The following is an 18,551-nucleotide window of genomic DNA, read 5'->3' as shown; positions in this document are numbered from 1 at the left end:
GTTTTCATAATTAACTGTTCTATAAAGACTAAAGCTGTGATGGTATGCTATTCGTTAAAGCAATGATCCCAACCTCTTAGCAAGTAATTTAATCTTTTTCCATCCTTAGTAGGGATAAACCATATCTGTTTTCTCAAATCTTTTTCTATTTTACTATAAACAGAAATAGGAATGGTTGCAAAGGGGCTAACTGTAGTAAAAGTAAAAAGGACTTCCATTACTTTTCCCGTTTCTGAATTGATATACATAGTTATTCCTATACATTCATCTCTCATTTGTTGTTTTTGTATCGTAGTAAATGCATTGTTTACAATAGAAAAACTCTTAGGCTTTGTCCAAGTTTCTTCTACTACATCATCAAAATCAAGTTCAAATCCCGGCACCTCTTTAGTGTCTTTAAAGATTTGATCTACATGAATAAGTCTACTCTCTTTATTGTATATTTTTATTAGGAACCCATGTGATACCTCGCACTGGTAAGTATATCCATTCTCTTGAAACGTTTTACTTTCAGTATAATAATTGTTCTGTGCCGTTACATTGACTACACAGAAGATTAACAGAAAAGAAAAAAAGATTGTTTTCATAATTAGCAGCCTTTAGATAATGTTCGTAAATTAGCAAAAGTATCACTTCCCGACTTTTTTTTATCAAATGATAGTTTAGAATAATCGTTAACTTTTTGAATTTGTTTTTTTGCTAGTTCTACTTGAATTGTTAGATTTTCTTCAAAAAGTCCAGATCGTATGTACCCTTTATTATCAATAACCCTTCCTATTTCTCTAATTGCTATTCCAACACTCGTCTTCGTATATTGCTTCTCCCACTTGCTTCCCGAAAATTCCTTTAGCTTCTTCACATATTGATATTGTGCATATCTCGCTTCAATCTCCTTGTTCAGCAGTGAAGCTTTATACGAGCTTTCCGTTTCCTGATAAGCCTGAAAGGCATGCATCATTTCGTGAAACAATTGGTTGCTCTCCATGTCGGTGGTGAGTTTGATGCCTGCCGTATTTCCATCGAAGTTAAAACTTGAACCTTCTTTGGGGGCGACGAACTGAATACTCAGGGTTTTTCCACCTAATGCCTGCTTTAATCCGTTGTAAAGATTACTACCCACACAGTCTTTTTCTATTTTCTCTATCATCCTTTCCAGAGTTTTCCAGTTTGTTTCGGTCATTCTGCTATTTCTGAAAATGGAAGATGCTTTAGGAGCTGCTGTAGATGCGGAAGAGCTGTTGCTTCCACCGCCTCCCTCATACCCCGTTTCTGCACCGCCTCCCGTATTAATACAAGAGCCCTCACCACCACCACTTTCATCTTCCACCTCGTCTATTATTTCAATCCAGATACGTTTATATTTGCAAGTTATTCCCTTAAAACCTTCTGCCCCATCATATCCTGCGTACGCCGCTTTGCAATCATAATAATGATCTGCCCACACTCGTGTTTCGGCAGGCGGGTCTTTAAAGATTAAGCCCGAAGCATTGTCTGCCCCAAAGACGTCGTAACTCTTAAGATCAAATACTCCGACCTGATCGGTACCGGCCATCCCCTTTGTATCGCGACTGATGGGAGCATAGTGTAAGATGCCATTTTCCAAATAAAAGAACCAGATGGTTTCGATAGATCTGTCGCAACGCTCGTGGAGCAACGGCACGAAATAGCACACTTGATTGTCTTCTTCGAGTACGTCTGCGTAGTCCCATAAAGGCTTGCCATACACTTCACGGAATTTCCCCATAAAGGGAGTTTCCTGTTCTACTGCCCATAAGGCCTTGGCTATCGGCTTTAAACGTTCGTCGGAACATCGGAAAAGTTCCGGTGGTTCAGGCTCTTGGTAACTATACTCCTTGATACAAGCCGTTATTGACAAGGCCAATAGCACATACAATAAAAGTTGTTTTCTCATACTATTAAAGATTAAAGTTTATATTTGTGTGTAGAAACGGTAAATGAATCTATCACTCGTATAGAGTAAGTCTGTTGAATCGACTTTTTTACGCTACCAATTTAATAATCTTTTCTTTAATTCTTTTGTGTTTAGATTTAGAAAAGGATTTCAACTTGGTTTTATTAACAGAAAGGGGTGTTGTTCTCCTAATGTAGGAGAATAACCATATTTATTTTAATCAGTTGCAAGAGAGTTTCGTCAGCGAGTTATCTTCAACTCTTTAATCAGATGTTCTGCTTTGCCCTGCTTCTCTATCATGAAGAGGATGTAGCGCACGTCCACGCCGATGGTTCGCTGTGTCTTGGGCTCGTAAATGAGGTCGCTGCTCATGGCCTCCCAGTTGCCGTCGAAGGCCAGTCCTAAGAGTTCGCCCCGGGCATTGAACATGGGGCTGCCCGAGTTTCCGCCCGTGATGTCGTTGTCCGATATGAAGCACACTTTCATTTCGCCTTTTTCGTCGGCATAACGGCCGAAGTGGGCCGACGAGAGGAGGGAGAGGATTTCGGGCTGCACGGCGAAGTCCGGGTCGCCGGCGTGTTCCCTGACTTTCTGCTGAATACCTTTCACGGTGGTATAGTGGGCGTATTCCACCCCGTCCGACGGGGTATAACCGCGCACGGTGCCGAGGCTGAGGCGCATGGTGGCGTTGGCGTCGGGATAGAAGTTTCGCGAGGCGTACATTCGTCGCACGGCGGCATTGAACATACGTTCGCTTCGCTCTATTTCAGCGGAGGGTTGCTGCGTCTGCATGTTCATTTCGAAGACTTTCGCGATTAAGTCCATGCTTAGGACAACGGCCGGGTCTTGGAAGAGCATATAGGTGGTGTCGCACTCCACGAAGCGTTTCAGGCCGCGGGGAGTGGTCAGCTGCGAGCGGGCATAAAGCGTGTCTACGTAGGCCTGTTCATTGCCTCCGTATTCGGCGGAAATGGTGCGGTAGACTTCGGGCAGATAGATGGAGTCCACCCGCGAGCGGTATTCTTTCAGCAGGGCCGTAAAGACTTCCTTGTCGATGTTCAAATCCAGACGGGCATACTTTTCGACAATGGCCCTCATGTTTGCCGTTACGTTTTTCTCTTCTCCCTCGAAGTCGAAATTGAGTATGGACAAGGCCAGCTGCATCAGTTCGGGACCGTTCAGGAAGGTTTCGGCAAAATAGGCCATGGCGCGTATCGTTTCGCGGCGAGCCTTGTAGTTCAGTTCCAAGTCGGAGAGCAGGTGCAGCAGCTTCTCCTTCTCGTGGGGTGTTTGTCGTATCCAGTCGCGCAGCTCTTTTTCCAACATACGTTTTTTGTCCAGCACCCGGAGTTTCTGGATAGCACGGTTCACCCCGATGCTGTTCTTCCAGTAATTGGAACTCTCGTCGTACTTGGCTGCATACTTTATGCGGATGGTGTCGCTGCGGTCCATCTCGCGTTTCCAGATGCCCTGTTTGATGCCGCGGATGTCTATCCGTGCTTGGTTGAGGGTGTTCATCATCTCTTCGATTCCGAACGAGGAAAGGTAGCGTTCGGTGCTGCCCGGATAGCCCATGGTCATGCAGAAAGAGCCCTCTCGGTAGCCATTGAGCGAGATGGGCGCCACGTAGGGAGGATGATAGGGCACATTGTCCGGCGAATAGTCGGCCGGGCGGTTGTCTTTGCCGGCATAGATGCGGAACACGCAGAAGTCGCCCGTGTGCCGTGGCCATATCCAGTTATCGGTATCCCAGCCGAACTTGCCTACCGACGAGGGCGGGGCAAACACCAGACGGACGTCATTATAGTCTTGATAGATTGACAACCAGAACTCATTGCCGCCGTAATAGGCATCTACAATGCCCGTCAAGGTGGAATCTTTGCGAGATACTTCCTCACCGATGCACAGCATGACGGAGTCTACCGCCACGGTGCGCTCGGTTTCGCTCATTGCCTGACTTACTGCGGAGAGCACCCGCTTCGTCACGTCTTCTTGCCTCAGCAGAAAGCGCACGTAGAGCTCGGGGTTGGGCAACTCTTCGCCGAGGCTACGGGCCACAAAGCCATTCTTCAGGTAGTCGTGCTCTACGGACGAGTGCTGCTGCACGCTGCCAAAGCCGCAATGGTGGTTGGTGAACACCAGTCCGTCTGCCGACACCACGACTCCCGAGCAAAATCCGCCGAAACTTACCACCGCATCTTTCAGTGAAGGGCGTTTGGGGCTATACAACCGGTCGGCGGAGAGTTGCAGGCCGAGTTCTTTCATGGCTCGTCGCGTCTGCTTGTTCAGATGTCCCGGCATCCACATGCCTTCGTCGGCCTGCGCCTTGGGGCAGAACAGACAGAACAGGCAACAGGCAAGTATAATCGCTGTTTTCAGTTTCATCCTCGGTTCAACGTATGCCTTGTTGTCATTCTGCAATCAGCCTCAACCGTTTGGCTTTGGTACGTGCCTTGAGCCATTCGGTGATTTTCTCTTTTTCGCGTGCATCGGGCCTTTTGCCGAATTTCAGCACAGCCAGCGTCACGGTGTCGGTACGTGCCGAATCTACTACCGACTCGATGGCATGAGAGATTGAAATGCTTTTCACTGTGGGATAGAGCACTTTCAGTTCGGGTATAATCGTCCGCCCCAGCTCGTCGAAAGCTTTATATCTCTCCAGACTATTCTCTAAAGAAACAATACGTCGCTTCTGCTCTATCAGCCGCTCTTCGCTGTTCTTGTAGAAGTCTTCCATCACCATGGCGCGGATGGAGGAAATATCCACTGCCGCATTGTTCATTCCCTGAAGCACAATCAACTTGGTATCGTCCAACTTATAGTCTTTCATTTTGCCGCGGGCAATGGCGATGGAGGCTTCGGGCACTTCCTGCCCTATCAGCACGACGCGTATCTCGCGCCCTTTACCGTCATGATGAATCTTTTTGTCCACCACTTGCGTGTTCTCAAAAGAGAGCTGCTCGTTGATGAAGCGGTTGGCCGCCCCTTCGAAGAAGGTCTCCTGAACGATGCCTACCGTCAGATAAACGGCCGGACACATGGTGAGCACGGCAATCAGCACGATGTACTTGCGCACTTTCTTCTCACGGTTCTTGTCGACGAACTCCTTGCGCTGGAAGTGCATCACACGCACCCCCAGAAAGGTGGCCAGACTGATGAAGACCGAATTGATGAAGTAGAGGTAGAACGCTCCAAAGAAATAAATCAGATTTCCCGTGGCCAGTCCGTAACCCGCCGTGCAAAGCGGCGGCATCAAAGCCGTGGCGATGGCCACACCGGGAATTACGTTTCCTTTCTCTTTGGTAGACAGTGCCGTGACGCCTGCCAGACCGCCCAACAAGGCGATGAATACGTCGTAAATAGTGGGCGAAGTGCGGGCCAAGAGCTCCGACTGCCCTTCGGCCACGGGACTGATGAGAAAGAAGACCGTAGCGGTGGTGACGCTGAACAGGGTTGTTATCAGGAAACTCTTGAACGAGCGCTTCATCAGTTCGAAATCGTTCAGACCCACCGAGAGCCCCACCCCCATGATAGGCCCCATCAAGGGAGAGATAAGCATGGCACCGATAATCACGGCGGTTGAATTGACATTCAAGCCCAGAGACGCCATGAAGATGGCGAATATCAAAATCCAGAGGTTGGCGCCTTTGAATTCCACTCCTTTGCGAATGGACTCTACTGTGGCAAGTTCGTTGTCCTTGTCTTTACGCAAATCAAGATATTCTTTCAAGAATTTCTTTACGGCAAATGTTTTTCTGTCAGTTGGTTTCATAACGTTTTTATAATTTACGATTTACAAATGATTTATCTCTTCACCAAACGGTTTATCAGTGGAATTTGGCTGAGGGGCATGTCGCGTTTGATGATGTAGGCCATAAAGACCAGCAGCAAGACGGTGCGGTAGGTCAGGCGCAGGTAGAGGTTGTCTATCGGGACGTACTCAGCAGCCACATACAGCACGGCGGCCAACAGCACGTAGCAGCCTATCGACTTCAAATCGTAGCGGATGGGATACTTCTTCTGCCCCACAAGGTAAGACAGAAGCATGGCCGTGCCATAGCTGCAGAAACCTGCCCAAGCGCAGGCCATGTAGCTGTAACGGGGTATCAGCAGTACGTTCATCGTTATCAGTATGGCGCAACCTATCAGCGAGAAGTAAGCGCCCCAGCGCGTCTCGTCGATCAGCTTGTACCAGAAGGAAAGGTTGAAGTAGATGCCCATGAAGATTTCCGCCGCCATGACGATGGGCACCACGCGGAGTCCCTCCCAATAGTCGCGCCCGATGATGAACTTGAGGATATCCAAATAGAACATCACGGCCAGAAAGGCCAGCAGGGTGAAGATGATGAAGAACTTCATGGCGGCGGCATACATCTCTTTATTCCCCTTCTCGCGGCTCTTGCCGAAGACAAACGGCTCGTAGGCAAAGCGGAAAGCCTGTGTAAACATGGCCATCACCATCGCTATCTTGCTGGCGGCTCCGTAGATGCCGAGTTGCACGACGGCTTCTGCCTTGTCCGGATAGATAAAGGGGAAGATGATTTTATCCGCCACCTGATTCAGTATGCCCGCAATGCCCAGCACCAGCAGGGGGAGGCTGTAGTTCAGCATCCGACGGAGCAACTGCTTGTCGATGACGTAGGTAAATCCTCGCAGTTCGGGTATGAGGCAGAGCATCACCACCGAGGTGCATATCAGGTTGAAGAGGAAAGCATAGCCCACGTCAGTGCCTTCCATCCATACGTAGTAGGTAAGGTTCAGCGCTATGTTCAGGAAGATGAACAGGAGTTTGAGCGAAGCGAATTTTATCGGCCGTTTCTTGTAGCGCAGGTAGGCGAAGGGGATGCTCTGGATGGCGTCCATGGCCACCACAATCATCATCATGCCCACGTACCACGGGTGTTCCCCGTAGTCCAGCAGGGCGGCAATGGGGTTGAGGAACAACAGCCCCAGCGCAACGAACGTAAGCGAGCCGATGCCCACGCTGAGCAAGGTGGTGGAGTAGACTCGTGCGGGGTCGTCCTCTCCTTTGTTGGCGAAGCGGAAGAAGCCCGTCTCCATGCCGCACGTCAAGACCACCAGCATCAAGGCCACCCAGGCATAGATGTTTGTCACCACACCATATCCTCCCGACTGTGCCGACAGGGCTATGGTATATACGGGAACCAGCAGGTAGTTCAAGAATCTGCCTATAATGCTGCTTGCCCCATAAATGGCAGTTTCCTTCGCCAAAGACTTCAATCCGTTCACGTCAGTTTGTGTTTAGCGTACTTGATGAATAATAAAGCTATCTTCTCCCACCCCTAATCACTAAATAACGTTGTCTGGCTGTTATAAAGGTTGCGGCCCAAGTGCTTGTAGGCCAGTTCGGTGACTTCGCGTCCGCGTGGAGTGCGCTTCAGAAATCCCTCTTTTATCAAGAACGGCTCGTACACCTCTTCGATGGTTCCCGCATCTTCGCCCAAGGCGGTGGCAATGGTGGTAAGGCCTACCGGCCCGCCTTTGAACTTGTCGATAATGGTGCAGAGTATCTTGTTGTCAATCTCATCCAACCCGTATTTGTCGATGTTCAGCGCTTCCAGCGAGAACTGTGCAATTTCCGTGTCGATGCTGCCCGAACCTTTCACCTGCGCAAAGTCGCGCACACGGCGAAGCAACGCATTGGCGATACGCGGCGTGCCCCGGCTGCGCGAAGCTATCTCCGCCGCCGCCCTTGTGGAGCAGGGCACGTCGAGGATGCCTGCCGAACGGCGGATGATGCCGCCCAGCACGTCGTCGTCATAATACTCCAGATGCAGGTTGATGCCGAAGCGCGCACGCAGGGGAGCCGTCAGCAATCCGCTTCGGGTGGTGGCGCCTACCAGCGTAAAGGGGTTCAGGTCTATCTGTATGCTTCGTGCCGACGGACCTTTGTCTATCATGATGTCGATACGGTAATCCTCCATGGCAGAGTAAAGATACTCCTCCACCAGCGGAGAGAGGCGATGAATCTCGTCGATGAACAAGACATCGTTCGGCTCCAAGCTGGTCAGTATGCCGGCAAGGTCGCCCGGCTTGTCGAGCACCGGGCCGGAAGTTATCTTGAAGCCCACGCCCAATTCGTTGGCAATGATGTTGCTCAGCGTGGTCTTTCCCAGTCCCGGAGGGCCGTGCAGCAGCACGTGGTCCAGTGCTTCGCCTCTCAGTCGGGCTGCCTTTACAAAAATGCGCAGGTTGTCCACCACCTTGTCCTGCCCGCTGAAGTCCTCGAAGTTCAGGGGGCGCAGGGCGTTCTCGAAGTCACGCTCCTTTCCGGTCAGTTGCTGGTTGCGTATATCAAAATCTTCTTGTTCCATGCTATGCTTTTGTTCCTTTTGCCGCCTTGCCCGAAAGCTTTTCTGCTTTTCGGCGCGCAGGCATTCGCTCCGTGCGAGCAAAGATAACCAAAACCGACGAACCTTGCTGTTTTTATATTGAAAAAAAAGAGATACCCACCCCAAGTGCCGCAAGCGAAGATGTCGGCCGATGATTCGACCTTCCTTTCCTCCTTTGTTGTAACATCCTGTTTATCAAGATATTTATAATTCGTTTGTCAGACACTTGTGTTCAAGCTGACAGGCACTTGTGTCTGATGTGATAAACACTTGTGTCTGACACGACAAACGCAAGTGTCTGGGAAGACAAACACAAGTGTCTGTCGGAAAGCCTTCAAAAGACGGGAAAAAGCCCTTGCTTCCTTTCGGTCGTTACGGGTGAAGAACCGTTCTACGGCAAGGCGTTTACGCCTTTTTCAGGTACTCGTAGCCGAACCTGCACCGCAAGCACTCTTTCCTGTCGCAATACTCCTTCCGAAGCTGGAGCAAGGCCTGCGAATCGGCTGCGGTGGAAACAGGCAATCCCGCCTCTGCCCACAACCGGATGATGCGGTTATCCTCGGCCGTTAGCGATTCGAGAAAACGGGTGGCACGGTCGCACAGCGAATCGTCGGCCTTGTGCAGCCCGTAGGCATAAAGAAAGGGGACGACGGTGTTTATCAGAATCAGTTTCAGGGCATTCGCCCCCACGGATTTCGTTCGGCGGGGCGACGGCCTGCCGAAGATGAAATGCTCCTCCCAATAAGCCGATGTGGGGGAGGTGAAAAGCCTCTTCACCTCATCCGCGCTGTCCGCCTCCATGACACGGGAAAAAAGTCCCTGTTCGCGGTGATACAAACCGGCCAACTGCGCCAGCCTGACGTGGGGGAAGTTGCCGGGACGCAGGCGCAGGAAGTGCCATCGGTGGGCATCCATCGGCGCAGGCAGTCCGAACTTGTGTTGCAGATAACGGAACTCATCCCGGAGTTTCAGGTAATACTCATCCGCTTCGGGAGGCACTTCCTCCAACAGGCCGGCCTGCCCGAAGAAAAAAGCCTCTACTTGGAAAAGATTGTCGCGATGCTTGTCCACGGCACGAAACGGAAGGTTGCCTGCCCAACACTCGAAAGCGTCGCCGTTCAGTCCGAAGCCGAAGTTGCGGGCAAGGGTGATGAAAAAGGCGTCTTCCCAATGGCCGGTGTTACGCTCCAACCTTTGGTAGATGGCGTGCGCCTTCTGTTCAAGACGCTCCACTTGCAGGGCCGACAGCCAAGCGTGAACGGTGAGCTTGGGGAGGGCGGGCAGTATGGAATGGCAGGGAGGAAAATACTCGGTGCGGCGCAGCTCCTCGTAGCGCTGCCTGACGATGTCGGGGCAAGGAAGCACAAGCTGCTGAACCGGCTCGCCGTTTGCCCGGCATACCTCGCAGTCGCACTTGCCCACCACGTGCAGTATGACGGTGTCGTAAGCCTTGTCGTGCTGGTGTCCGTGGCGCAGCCAGTCCGAAGCCTGTGTATGCACCTCTACGTTGCCCACCCAAAGCGTACCGTCTATTTTCAGTTTGGCATTGAAGAAGTCAGGGCCTGCATTCGTGTTCGGCAAACCGGCATCTATCACTTCCACCGGCAGTCCGGAGGTGGTCCGAAGCGAAGATAGAGGAAAGATTTTATGCTTCCAGACGTAGTGCAGTAATTGTTCCATTGTTAACAAGACGTTAATGTTGGGCGCAAATGTAAGAAAAAGATTATCTTTGCGACCTATACTTCGCTGATAAACTGAATGAATAATAAAATAAGAAGAATGAAAATCGCACTAATCGGTTACGGAAAAATGGGCAGGGAGATTGAGCGGATTGCCCTCGACCGCGGACACGAAATCGTCTGCATCATCGATGTGGACAATCAGGAAGACTTCGATTCGGCTGCTTTCAAGAGCGCCGATGTCGCCATAGAATTCACCAACCCCATGGTGGCATACACCAACTACATGAAGACCTTCAAGGCGGGCGTAAAGCTCGTTTCGGGCAGCACGGGCTGGATGGCCGAACATGGCGAAGAGGTGAAACGCCTTTGCACCGAGAGCGGCAAAACACTGTTCTGGTCGTCCAACTTCAGCTTGGGGGTGGCCGTCTTCTCGGCCGTGAACAAGTATCTGGCAAAGATCATGAACCGCTTCCCTGCCTACGACGTGACCATGAGCGAGACGCACCACATCCATAAACTGGACGCCCCCAGCGGCACGGCCATCACCCTTGCCGAGGGCATCATCGAGAACCTCGACCGCAAGGACAAATGGGTGAAAGGAACTTTCCGTGCTCCGGACGGAACCGTTTCGGGCACCGGCCGATGTGACGCCCACGAGCTGCCCGTCAGCTCCATCCGCGAGGGCGAAGTGCCGGGCATACACACCATCCGCTACGACTCCGAGGCCGACAGCATCACCATCACCCACGATGCCAAAAACCGCAAAGGCTTTGCGCTGGGCGCCGTACTTGCCGCCGAGTACACGGCGGAACACCACGGCTATCTCGGAATGAGCGACTTGTTCCCTTTCCTGAAAAATCAATAGAATCATCGGACATCATCAATCAAACAACCATATACAATGAGAAAAGCAACACGTGCCCAATGGATTAAATTCGCTATCGCAGCCCTGCTCTATCTGCTCTTCCTCGTCTGGGTAAGAAGCTGGTGGGGACTGATTGTACTGCCTTTCATTTTCGACGTCTATATCAGCAAGAAGATATCGTGGGGATGGTGGAAGAAGGTCAGGAATCCGGCTGTGCGCAGCGTGATGAGCTGGGTAGATGCCATCGTATTTGCCTTGGTGGCCGTCTACTTCGTAAATATTTATGTGTTTCAAAACTACCAGATACCTTCTTCTTCGTTAGAGAAGTCGCTGTTAGTGGGCGATTTCCTCTACGTCAGCAAGATGAGCTATGGGCCGCGCGTGCCCAACACACCGCTCTCCATGCCGTTGGCGCAGCATACGCTGCCCATACTGAACTGCAAGTCGTACATCGAATGGCCGCAATGGAAGTACAAACGCGTGTCGGGATTCGGCCGGGTGCAGCGCAACGACATCGTGGTGTTCAACTTCCCCGCCGGCGACACCGTGGCAACCAACTTCCAGCAGACCGACTTTTACAGCCTTGCCTATGAGGAGGGCAAGCGCATCTATCCCAACAAAGTAAATATGGACAGCCTGACGCAAGACCGCCAACGCACCGTTTACGAGTTGTACTACAACGCCGGACGCAACCTCATCCGTTCCAATCCGCAGATGTACGGCGACATCGTGGTGCGTCCCGTAGACCGCCGCGAGAACTACGTGAAACGTTGTATCGGCTTGCCGGGCGACACGCTGCAAATCAAAGGCGGACAAGTGTATATCAACGGGACACCCGCCGTGAATCCGCAGGAGATGCAGTTCAACTACTTTGTGCAGACCACCGGCCCTTACATTCCGGAAGAGATGTTCATCGAACTGGGCATCAGCAAGGACGACCGGATGCTGATGAGCAGCGATCTCAATTGGGAGGAAGGATTGCTCGATATGAGGCTTGACCGCCGCGACGCGCAAGGCCGACTGACGCCGGTCTATCACCTGCCGCTCACCCGGAAGATGTATGACACGCTGTCGGGGAACAAAAAACTGGTCAGCCGCATCGTGAAAGAGCCCGATTTATATTCCGGACAGATGTATCCGTTGAACCTCCACACCGGCTGGACACGCGACGACTACGGTCCGGTATGGATTCCCGCCAATGGAGCCACCGTCCGCCTCACCGCCAACCTGCCCCTCTACGAGCGCTGCATCACCGCCTACGAAGGCAATCGGCTGGAATTGAAGCCTGACGGTATCTACATCAATGGCCGGAAGACAGACACCTATACCTTTAAGATGGATTACTACTGGATGATGGGCGACAACCGCCACAACTCCGCCGACTCGCGCTACTGGGGCTTCGTGCCCGAAGACCACGTGGTGGGCAAGCCTATCGTGGTTTGGCTCTCGCTCGATAAAGACCGTGGTTGGCTCGACGGCAAGATTCGCTGGAACCGCATATTCAAGTGGGTAGACAACATCAAATAACCGTATCCGAAGTAAGGCCATGAAGAAAGCAGGAAGGGCAGCCTTGACAATCGTCGGAGTGATACTCGCCGTAGTGTTGCTCCGGGGTTGTGTTGCCACGTCCTGCCTCATCCCCTCTTCGGGCATGGAGAACTCGCTCTATCGCGGCGAACGCATCCTCGTGAACAAATGGAGCTATGGTCTGCGCCTGCCTTTCATGGGTTTGTGGGGCTATCATCGTTGGGCAGAAAGACCCGTACAGAAAGAGGATATCGTGGTGTTCAATAATCCGGCCGGCACTTCCACAATGCCCATAGAGCGGCGGCAGGTATTCATCGGCCGTTGCATCGGTATGCCGGGCGACACCTTGCTGATAGATTCGCTCTTCTCCGTGGTTCCTTCCGAGAAGAAAGCCCCTGATCAGAAATTTCTTTATTCCTATCCCAAAGAAAAAGAATATCAGTTAGACTCGCTGCTCCGGTTGCTTTCCATCTCCTCCGACAAACTGATGGGGCAAGATTCGGTGAAAAGCATACGCAGCTTCAGCCGCTACGAATACTACCTGCTGGAGCAGGCCATGAACGGAAAGTGCTGGATAGAACCTATGCTCAGGGAAGATCCCATCGAGGCATTGAAGCCCTTGATTGTCCCCCGCAAGGGGCAGGCCGTGCGTGTCTATCCGTGGAACATGACTTTGCTCTGCAACACCTTGCTCCTGCACGAGAAGAAGCACGCCCGGATAAAGAACGATACCCTCTACGTGGATGGCAAGCCCGCATTGCACTGTTACTTTACCAAAGATTACTACTGGATGAGTGCCAACAACTCCATCAACCTTTCAGATTCCCGCCTTTTCGGCTTTGTTCCCAAAGACCACATCATCGGTAAGGCCGCCTTCGTCTGGTTCTCCAAAGAAGAGGGGACGGGACTTTTCCACGGATATCGGTGGGAGAGGATGTGGAAGAGAGTGAGGTGAGCGGTTAGCGTTGAGTGGTTTTATGGGGTTGTGCCGGGGGCAAAAACAAGCGGGCATGTTTTGTACTGATTGCGGTTTGCACTATCTTTGTGCCCTCAAACTGTTTTGAAACGTCGGAATGAAGAGAATAGCAAAGAGGGAGAAGCGGGTTTTCAACGATTTTACCTTGCCCAACGGACTGCGTATCATTCACGAGCGCACAGCCTCTCAGGTGGCCTACTGCGGGTTTGCCGTAGATGCCGGCACGCGCGATGAGCTTGAACACGAGCAAGGCATGGCGCATTTTGTGGAACATCTCATCTTTAAGGGTACGCGCAAACGCAAAGCGTGGCACATCCTGAACCGCATGGAGAACGTGGGCGGCGACCTCAATGCTTATACCAATAAGGAGGAGACGGTGATCTATTCCGCTTTCCTCACCGAGCACTTCAACCGTGCCACCGAGCTGCTCACCGATATCGTGTTTCACTCCACTTTTCCGCAGCGCGAAATAGAGAAAGAGACCGAGGTCATCATCGACGAGATAGAGTCTTACAAAGACAACCCTTCCGAACTTATCTTCGACGATTTCGAGGATATGATATTCCGTGGTCATCCGTTGGGGCGGAATATTCTGGGTACTCCCGAAAGCCTGAAGCAATTCCGTAGTGAAGATGCTGCCGCATTCACTGCGCGGCTCTACTGCCCTGCCAATATGGTTTTCTTTGTGTCGGCCGATGTGGACTTCAAGAAAGTGCTGAGCCGCATGCAATTCTTGACACAGGATATTCCGGCCTTCAAGTCTGCACACCTCCGCACCCCGCCGCCTCTCTACGTACCCGAACGGCTTGTGCTCCGTAAAGACACCCATCAGGCACACGTCATGATTGGTGCTCGTGGCTATGATGCTTATGACGACAAGCGCACGGCACTCTATCTGCTCAACAATATGTTGGGCGGCCCCGGCATGAACAGCCGGCTGAACGTCTCCCTGCGCGAGCGTAGCGGACTGGTCTATAACGTCGAGTCGAACCTGACTTCGTATACCGATACGGGTGTTTTCTGCATCTACTTCGGGTGCGACCCCCAAGACCTGAACCGTTGCATCCGGCTGGTTCATAAGGAGCTGAAGCGCATGCGCGACACCAAGCTTACCTCTTCTCAGCTTGCCGCCGCTCGCAAACAGTTGATGGGGCAAATCGGCGTAGCCTCGGACAACAACGAGAACAATGCGTTGGGCATGGGAAAAACTTTTCTGCACTACAACAAGTACGAAACGCCCGAAGAGGTGTTCAACCGTATTGAACGGCTCACACCGGAAATCCTGCTGGAAGTGGTCAACGAAATGTTTGCCGAGGAGTATCTCTCCACGCTTATCTATCGTTGAGGCTTTTTTAGCTCTTGTTTATTCTTGTTTGGTTTGCCTTCGGTTTGCTTTTTCTTTGTGTAGGATTCGTGCCGAGCTATTACCGGCTTCATACTTCTTCCGTATGTTCTTCTTATCTATATGCGTGCTTGCTACGGAGCAGGTATGTTTTGTCCTTCCGCAAGCATGTACTTCTTATTCCGTCTTGGTTTCCGCAGGGCGTATGCTGAATTCGCATCCGCAATACTGCTGGTTGTAGAAATCGTATTCTTTCAGCAATTGGTTACGTCGGTCTTGCAGTCCGCCTTTCCGCCAATTCTGTTCCCAGAATACGGTGCCGGGATAGCGGGCGGCGGCTCGGCGTCCTGCCTCGAAGATTTGCTCCAGACTTTTCCACCGGGAGGAGGCAAGGGTGGTGGTAAACACGGAAAAGCCGTGTTCCGAAGCATAGCGTGCCGTCTCCGTCAGCCGCAGGGTGAAGCACTTCAGGCAACGGCCACCACGCTCCGGCTCATTCTCCAGTCCTTGCATGGTGTGCAGCCAGTGCGCATGGTCATAGTCGGCATCGATGAAGTCGAGGTTCAGGGACGTGACGAAACGTATTGCCTCGTTTTTCCTTATCTCATACTCCTCCTGCGGATAGATATTGGGATTGCAGTAGAACACGGTGGGGCGGATGCCGTTCTCCAGCATGCACTCGATGATGGCCGACGAGCAAGGTGCGCAACACGAGTGCAGCAGCACCCGTTTGTCTCCGTTGGGCGTTTCAATGTGTGGCATATCTCTCTTCAAATAAGGCTTCAGCGGTTCGTTATGTATAGAAAACCGGAATCATATACTTATGGTTATTTTCTTTTGTCATTGGCAAATGTACTGATTTTATTTAGAGAATGTCAAGAACGAGCACACCGAATTTGTCGGAAAACTCTATCTGTTTGATATCTGCCGATGAGACATTCTCTCGATGGATAATCTGTTTCTTCATCATTACGGGCAGATATTGCCTGATATGTTGCAGAAGATTTCTGCGGAGTTGCTCGGTTTTTTGTTGCAATGCTTCGTAGAAATGAATCGGGCGCGGGATGATATAAGTCAGTACTATGACTTCGATAGCATTCAGCTTGGAAGAAGATTTGTCGAAATAAAATAGTGCGGCATCTTCAATGCCATATACGTCGGGAGCGAATTCAATCATGTTCAGATAAATTTCCAATATATCCTGTTTGCCGGTGCCGTAGTGATTTTCCATCAGCAATGTCAATATGGCTTCTTCTGTTTTTCTGGTAAAAGTGCGTTCGCCGTTGAGCAAAGCATTTTTTATGAGTTGCATGCTTATGGTACTTCCTCCTCGTTTCAGTGCTTTCTGATCGATGGCCGATTTGAGTGTCATTCCCGTCAGTGTCGGACTGATTCCTCTGTGTAAATTGAAAGACGGGTCTTCGGTACAGATTACCGTCTGCCGAATTATTTCCGGAATCTCTTCCAACTTTTTATAATTCTTCGCGAGATGATTGCGCTTGCTTAATTCATCGGTTAAGTACATTTTTGAAAGCGCGTAATTTTCCGGATGTATCTTTAATGTGTCATACTGAAAAGTTGAGTTAAATTTGGGATATGGAGATGTATGACCATACTTGTAACAGCAAAGAAACGTTATGAGAGTGTCGGAATATACGGTATTCATGAATCGGGATATGATGTGGCCATCGAACAATTGTTTATACCGGTCTATGGATAGAAGAGATGTTTTTATAAAGAGTTCGCCTTCATCGGCATTTCCTGTATGCTTGAGTGAGAGATGGATTGCCTGATTCAAGGTCACGTCTATCGAGGTGCTCTTTCGCCGCTTCTCATATGATATATTCCCCTTTAAATCGGGAAGGTGGAAATCCTTATTCGATAAATATCCCGGCATGACGGTGATATTCTCACTCGTCATATCTATGGCAATCCTTTTCCGGAATAACTCTTTTATTCTGATCTTGAGCAGTAAGTTCTCTATCAGTATCCTTTCGCCACAAGCATCTATATCCGTATTTTTTAAGGATAAGCCTTTTTTGAAAGAGAAATCTTCGATGTAGATATCTATTCCTCTTCGATGTGCGTATCTCGACAAACGCTCTAAAAGAAAAAATTTCAGTGGGTTCATGGCATCATGTTTTGCGTTTTATAAAGTTGTCCTTTTGATATTCTGCTATGCAGTTCCGTATTGAATCCGCTATTCATTCCTCTTGGATGTGACAGATGAAACAATACATTTCTCGTCCTGTAAATTTTCAATCCATGATTCATGAATCGGATGTACCGGTCATAATCATCATCGCCCCAGCCATAGTAGGCTTCGTTCTCTCCTCCTATCTCGATGAACTTCTGCCTGTTCATCATCACGGCCCCGCCCGTCATGACCCGTTCTGACAGCCTTTCCATTTTCCCGATGTTTTGCATCAGCACTTCCTCATCTTGTTTTTTCAGATACAAGGCGCGAAGGATATTCGAAGTGTCCAGACAGACCCCGTTGTAGGGCAAGGCCATATCCGCGTTTTGCTTTCGCAACTGGTCGAGACATTGGCCTATGGCTTCGCTTCCGGCTATGGTGTCGGCATCCCATATCGCCACGAATGGGGTGTCTGCGTGCGTCATCATCCTGTTGAAATGCCATGTCTTATACAGAATCGGGTCGTCATCTTCTATAAACTCATAATCGATGCAGGTATTCAATGCGGATTGTAATATTCCGTTGCAATAGCAATCCGCTTCTCGCAGACAGATTCGGGTGTTCAGACTTCTTTGCAAGTGTTGGATGACGGCTGTTACATTCTCCAATCTTGCGATAGAATCAGTCCTGATGAGAATCATTATTGTCAGGTCGGTTGCTTCTTTTCTCATGACGGTATGTTGTTTTCTTTTTGTCTTTCCATAAATTCATAGGCCGAGGCCACTCCGCATATCCCGCTGTATAGCCCTAAGTGCGAACGAAGATAGGCTTTGTTCTCTGCCAGTAACTGCCATTCGGGAGAGTTATCTATCAGTGTCATTATCCTCTTTTTGTATTCATCTATTTTATCCGCATATCCGTTGATTTGTCTGAGCAGGAAATAGAGACTGCTTGCTCCATTGTTTATGTAAATGCTTTTGCATCCCATCTCTTTTGTCAGAATATGGTCTACGTCGATGCTGTCGAGTAAGATGGAAGCATGTTTTTTCCATTCCTGCGGGCATGCTCCATGCGAAGCCAATGCATTCATTCCGCATAGCAGATACAATCGGTTGGCTTGTATTCTTGGAATGGTAGAAAGAATGACGGGAGCCAATTCTCCCATCATCCTTTCAATGCGTTGCCTGCAGAGAGTTTGTGAAAATAAATAATCCATAATAAAGAGAGTTTGCGGCAACGCATAATCCAATGAATAGTGTAAAGGCTCGCTGATGCTTTGCGCATCGATGCGTGCATACATGCCATTCATGGTTTGGGTGATAAGACTTTTAAAGATGTATTCGGCATCGCTGCCTTTCTCTTGCTCTTTCCATCTGGCAGTCAGGTAATACAACAGGTGAATCAGTGCGGTGAGATTATATTCTTTACTGTGTCGTTCGTATGCTAATTGTCTGAATACACTGTTGTCTATCTCTTGCAGCGCAACATTTACATCTCCGTTCAAGTAACCTTCCCGGATGAGGTGGCCGATTGCCATTCCTACCCCGCAAAGACCTCTCTCCATCGAGATATCGCCTTTCATTTCAGGCAGTTCTTTGCATACGGCTTGCAGCCATTCGTATGCTTTCTCTGTTTCTCCGGTGTGAAAGAGATAGAGGCATATCCCCATCTTGCCGGTGAATAGCCCCGTGGGGATAGCGGTTGTGGGGTCTGATAACGAATTGGTGATGAAATACTTATTCATGAGGTTCTCATAA

At 50.2% G+C, this 18,551-nt stretch carries 15 protein-coding genes; 4 read left to right on the top strand and 11 right to left on the bottom strand.

Annotated features, from left to right (window positions below; all coding sequences use genetic code 11):
- Positions 1-47: 47 nt before the first annotated feature.
- The 7 genes from EV202_RS04380 to EV202_RS04350 form a co-directional block, all read right to left on the bottom strand.
- Positions 48-587 carry a DUF5043 domain-containing protein gene (locus tag EV202_RS04380; protein WP_131925714.1) on the bottom strand — a complete coding sequence of 180 codons (540 nt, stop codon included), beginning with the start codon at positions 585-587 and terminating at the stop codon, positions 48-50.
- Between the two features lie 2 nt (positions 588-589).
- Complete coding sequence (locus tag EV202_RS04375; protein ID WP_131925712.1) at positions 590-1,912, bottom strand: hypothetical protein; 1,323 nt, start codon at positions 1,910-1,912, stop codon at positions 590-592.
- 240 nt (positions 1,913-2,152) lie between these two features.
- Complete coding sequence (locus EV202_RS04370) at positions 2,153-4,297, bottom strand: S46 family peptidase (RefSeq protein ID WP_131925710.1); 2,145 nt, start codon at positions 4,295-4,297, stop codon at positions 2,153-2,155.
- A gap of 25 nt (positions 4,298-4,322) precedes the next feature.
- Positions 4,323-5,684, bottom strand: coding sequence for a TIGR00341 family protein (locus EV202_RS04365; protein WP_131925708.1), 1,362 nt, complete (start codon positions 5,682-5,684; stop codon positions 4,323-4,325).
- Positions 5,685-5,716: 32 nt separating this feature from the next.
- The gene (locus EV202_RS04360) at positions 5,717-7,162 is read right to left on the bottom strand and encodes a lipopolysaccharide biosynthesis protein (protein WP_131925706.1); all 1,446 of its coding nucleotides are present in this window, start codon (positions 7,160-7,162) and stop codon (positions 5,717-5,719) included.
- A 53-nt stretch (positions 7,163-7,215) separates the two neighbouring features.
- Positions 7,216-8,247, bottom strand: coding sequence for a Holliday junction branch migration DNA helicase RuvB (gene ruvB, locus EV202_RS04355; protein ID WP_131925704.1), 1,032 nt, complete (start codon positions 8,245-8,247; stop codon positions 7,216-7,218).
- Positions 8,248-8,670: 423 nt separating this feature from the next.
- Positions 8,671-9,945 (bottom strand): DUF2851 family protein, encoded by a 1,275-nt coding sequence (locus EV202_RS04350; protein WP_106069449.1) that lies wholly within the window; start codon positions 9,943-9,945, stop codon positions 8,671-8,673.
- A 99-nt stretch (positions 9,946-10,044) separates the two neighbouring features.
- Here EV202_RS04350 and dapB point away from each other — a divergent pair, with 99 nt between their 5' ends.
- From dapB to EV202_RS04330, 4 genes are all read left to right on the top strand, one after another.
- A complete protein-coding gene (gene dapB / locus EV202_RS04345) occupies positions 10,045-10,812 on the top strand; it encodes a 4-hydroxy-tetrahydrodipicolinate reductase (RefSeq protein ID WP_131925702.1) in 768 nt (255 codons plus the stop codon).
- A 36-nt stretch (positions 10,813-10,848) separates the two neighbouring features.
- The gene (locus EV202_RS04340) at positions 10,849-12,339 is read left to right on the top strand and encodes a S26 family signal peptidase (protein ID WP_131925700.1); all 1,491 of its coding nucleotides are present in this window, start codon (positions 10,849-10,851) and stop codon (positions 12,337-12,339) included.
- Positions 12,340-12,358: 19 nt separating this feature from the next.
- Complete coding sequence (gene lepB / locus EV202_RS04335) at positions 12,359-13,294, top strand: signal peptidase I (RefSeq protein ID WP_131925698.1); 936 nt, start codon at positions 12,359-12,361, stop codon at positions 13,292-13,294.
- Between the two features lie 118 nt (positions 13,295-13,412).
- Positions 13,413-14,660 carry a M16 family metallopeptidase gene (locus EV202_RS04330; protein WP_131925696.1) on the top strand — a complete coding sequence of 416 codons (1,248 nt, stop codon included), beginning with the start codon at positions 13,413-13,415 and terminating at the stop codon, positions 14,658-14,660.
- 174 nt (positions 14,661-14,834) lie between these two features.
- On the opposite strand, the gene EV202_RS04325 is transcribed toward EV202_RS04330, so the two are convergent.
- The 4 genes from EV202_RS04325 to EV202_RS04310 form a co-directional block, all read right to left on the bottom strand.
- Entirely contained in the window at positions 14,835-15,419 is a 585-nt protein-coding gene (locus EV202_RS04325) for an epoxyqueuosine reductase QueH (RefSeq protein ID WP_131925694.1), read from the bottom strand.
- A gap of 103 nt (positions 15,420-15,522) precedes the next feature.
- On the bottom strand, positions 15,523-16,788 hold the full coding sequence (locus EV202_RS04320) for a biosynthetic peptidoglycan transglycosylase (RefSeq protein WP_106069444.1): 1,266 nt from the start codon (positions 16,786-16,788) through the stop codon (positions 15,523-15,525).
- Positions 16,785-17,525, bottom strand: a complete 741-nt coding sequence (locus EV202_RS04315; RefSeq protein ID WP_106069443.1) for a galactosyltransferase-related protein — start codon at positions 17,523-17,525, stop codon at positions 16,785-16,787. The genes EV202_RS04320 and EV202_RS04315 overlap by 4 nt, the downstream gene beginning before the upstream one ends.
- Complete coding sequence (locus EV202_RS04310) at positions 17,522-18,538, bottom strand: hypothetical protein (RefSeq protein ID WP_131925692.1); 1,017 nt, start codon at positions 18,536-18,538, stop codon at positions 17,522-17,524. Before EV202_RS04310 ends, EV202_RS04315 begins: the two co-directional genes overlap by 4 nt.
- Positions 18,539-18,551: the final 13 nt, after the last annotated feature.

Origin of the sequence: Prevotella heparinolytica, from assembly GCF_004342845.1 — a bacterium.
Lineage (GTDB): Bacteria > Bacteroidota > Bacteroidia > Bacteroidales > Bacteroidaceae > Bacteroides > Bacteroides heparinolyticus.
The sequence above is the reverse complement of the archived record's forward strand: the minus strand, read 5'-3'. Positions and strand labels throughout refer to the sequence as shown.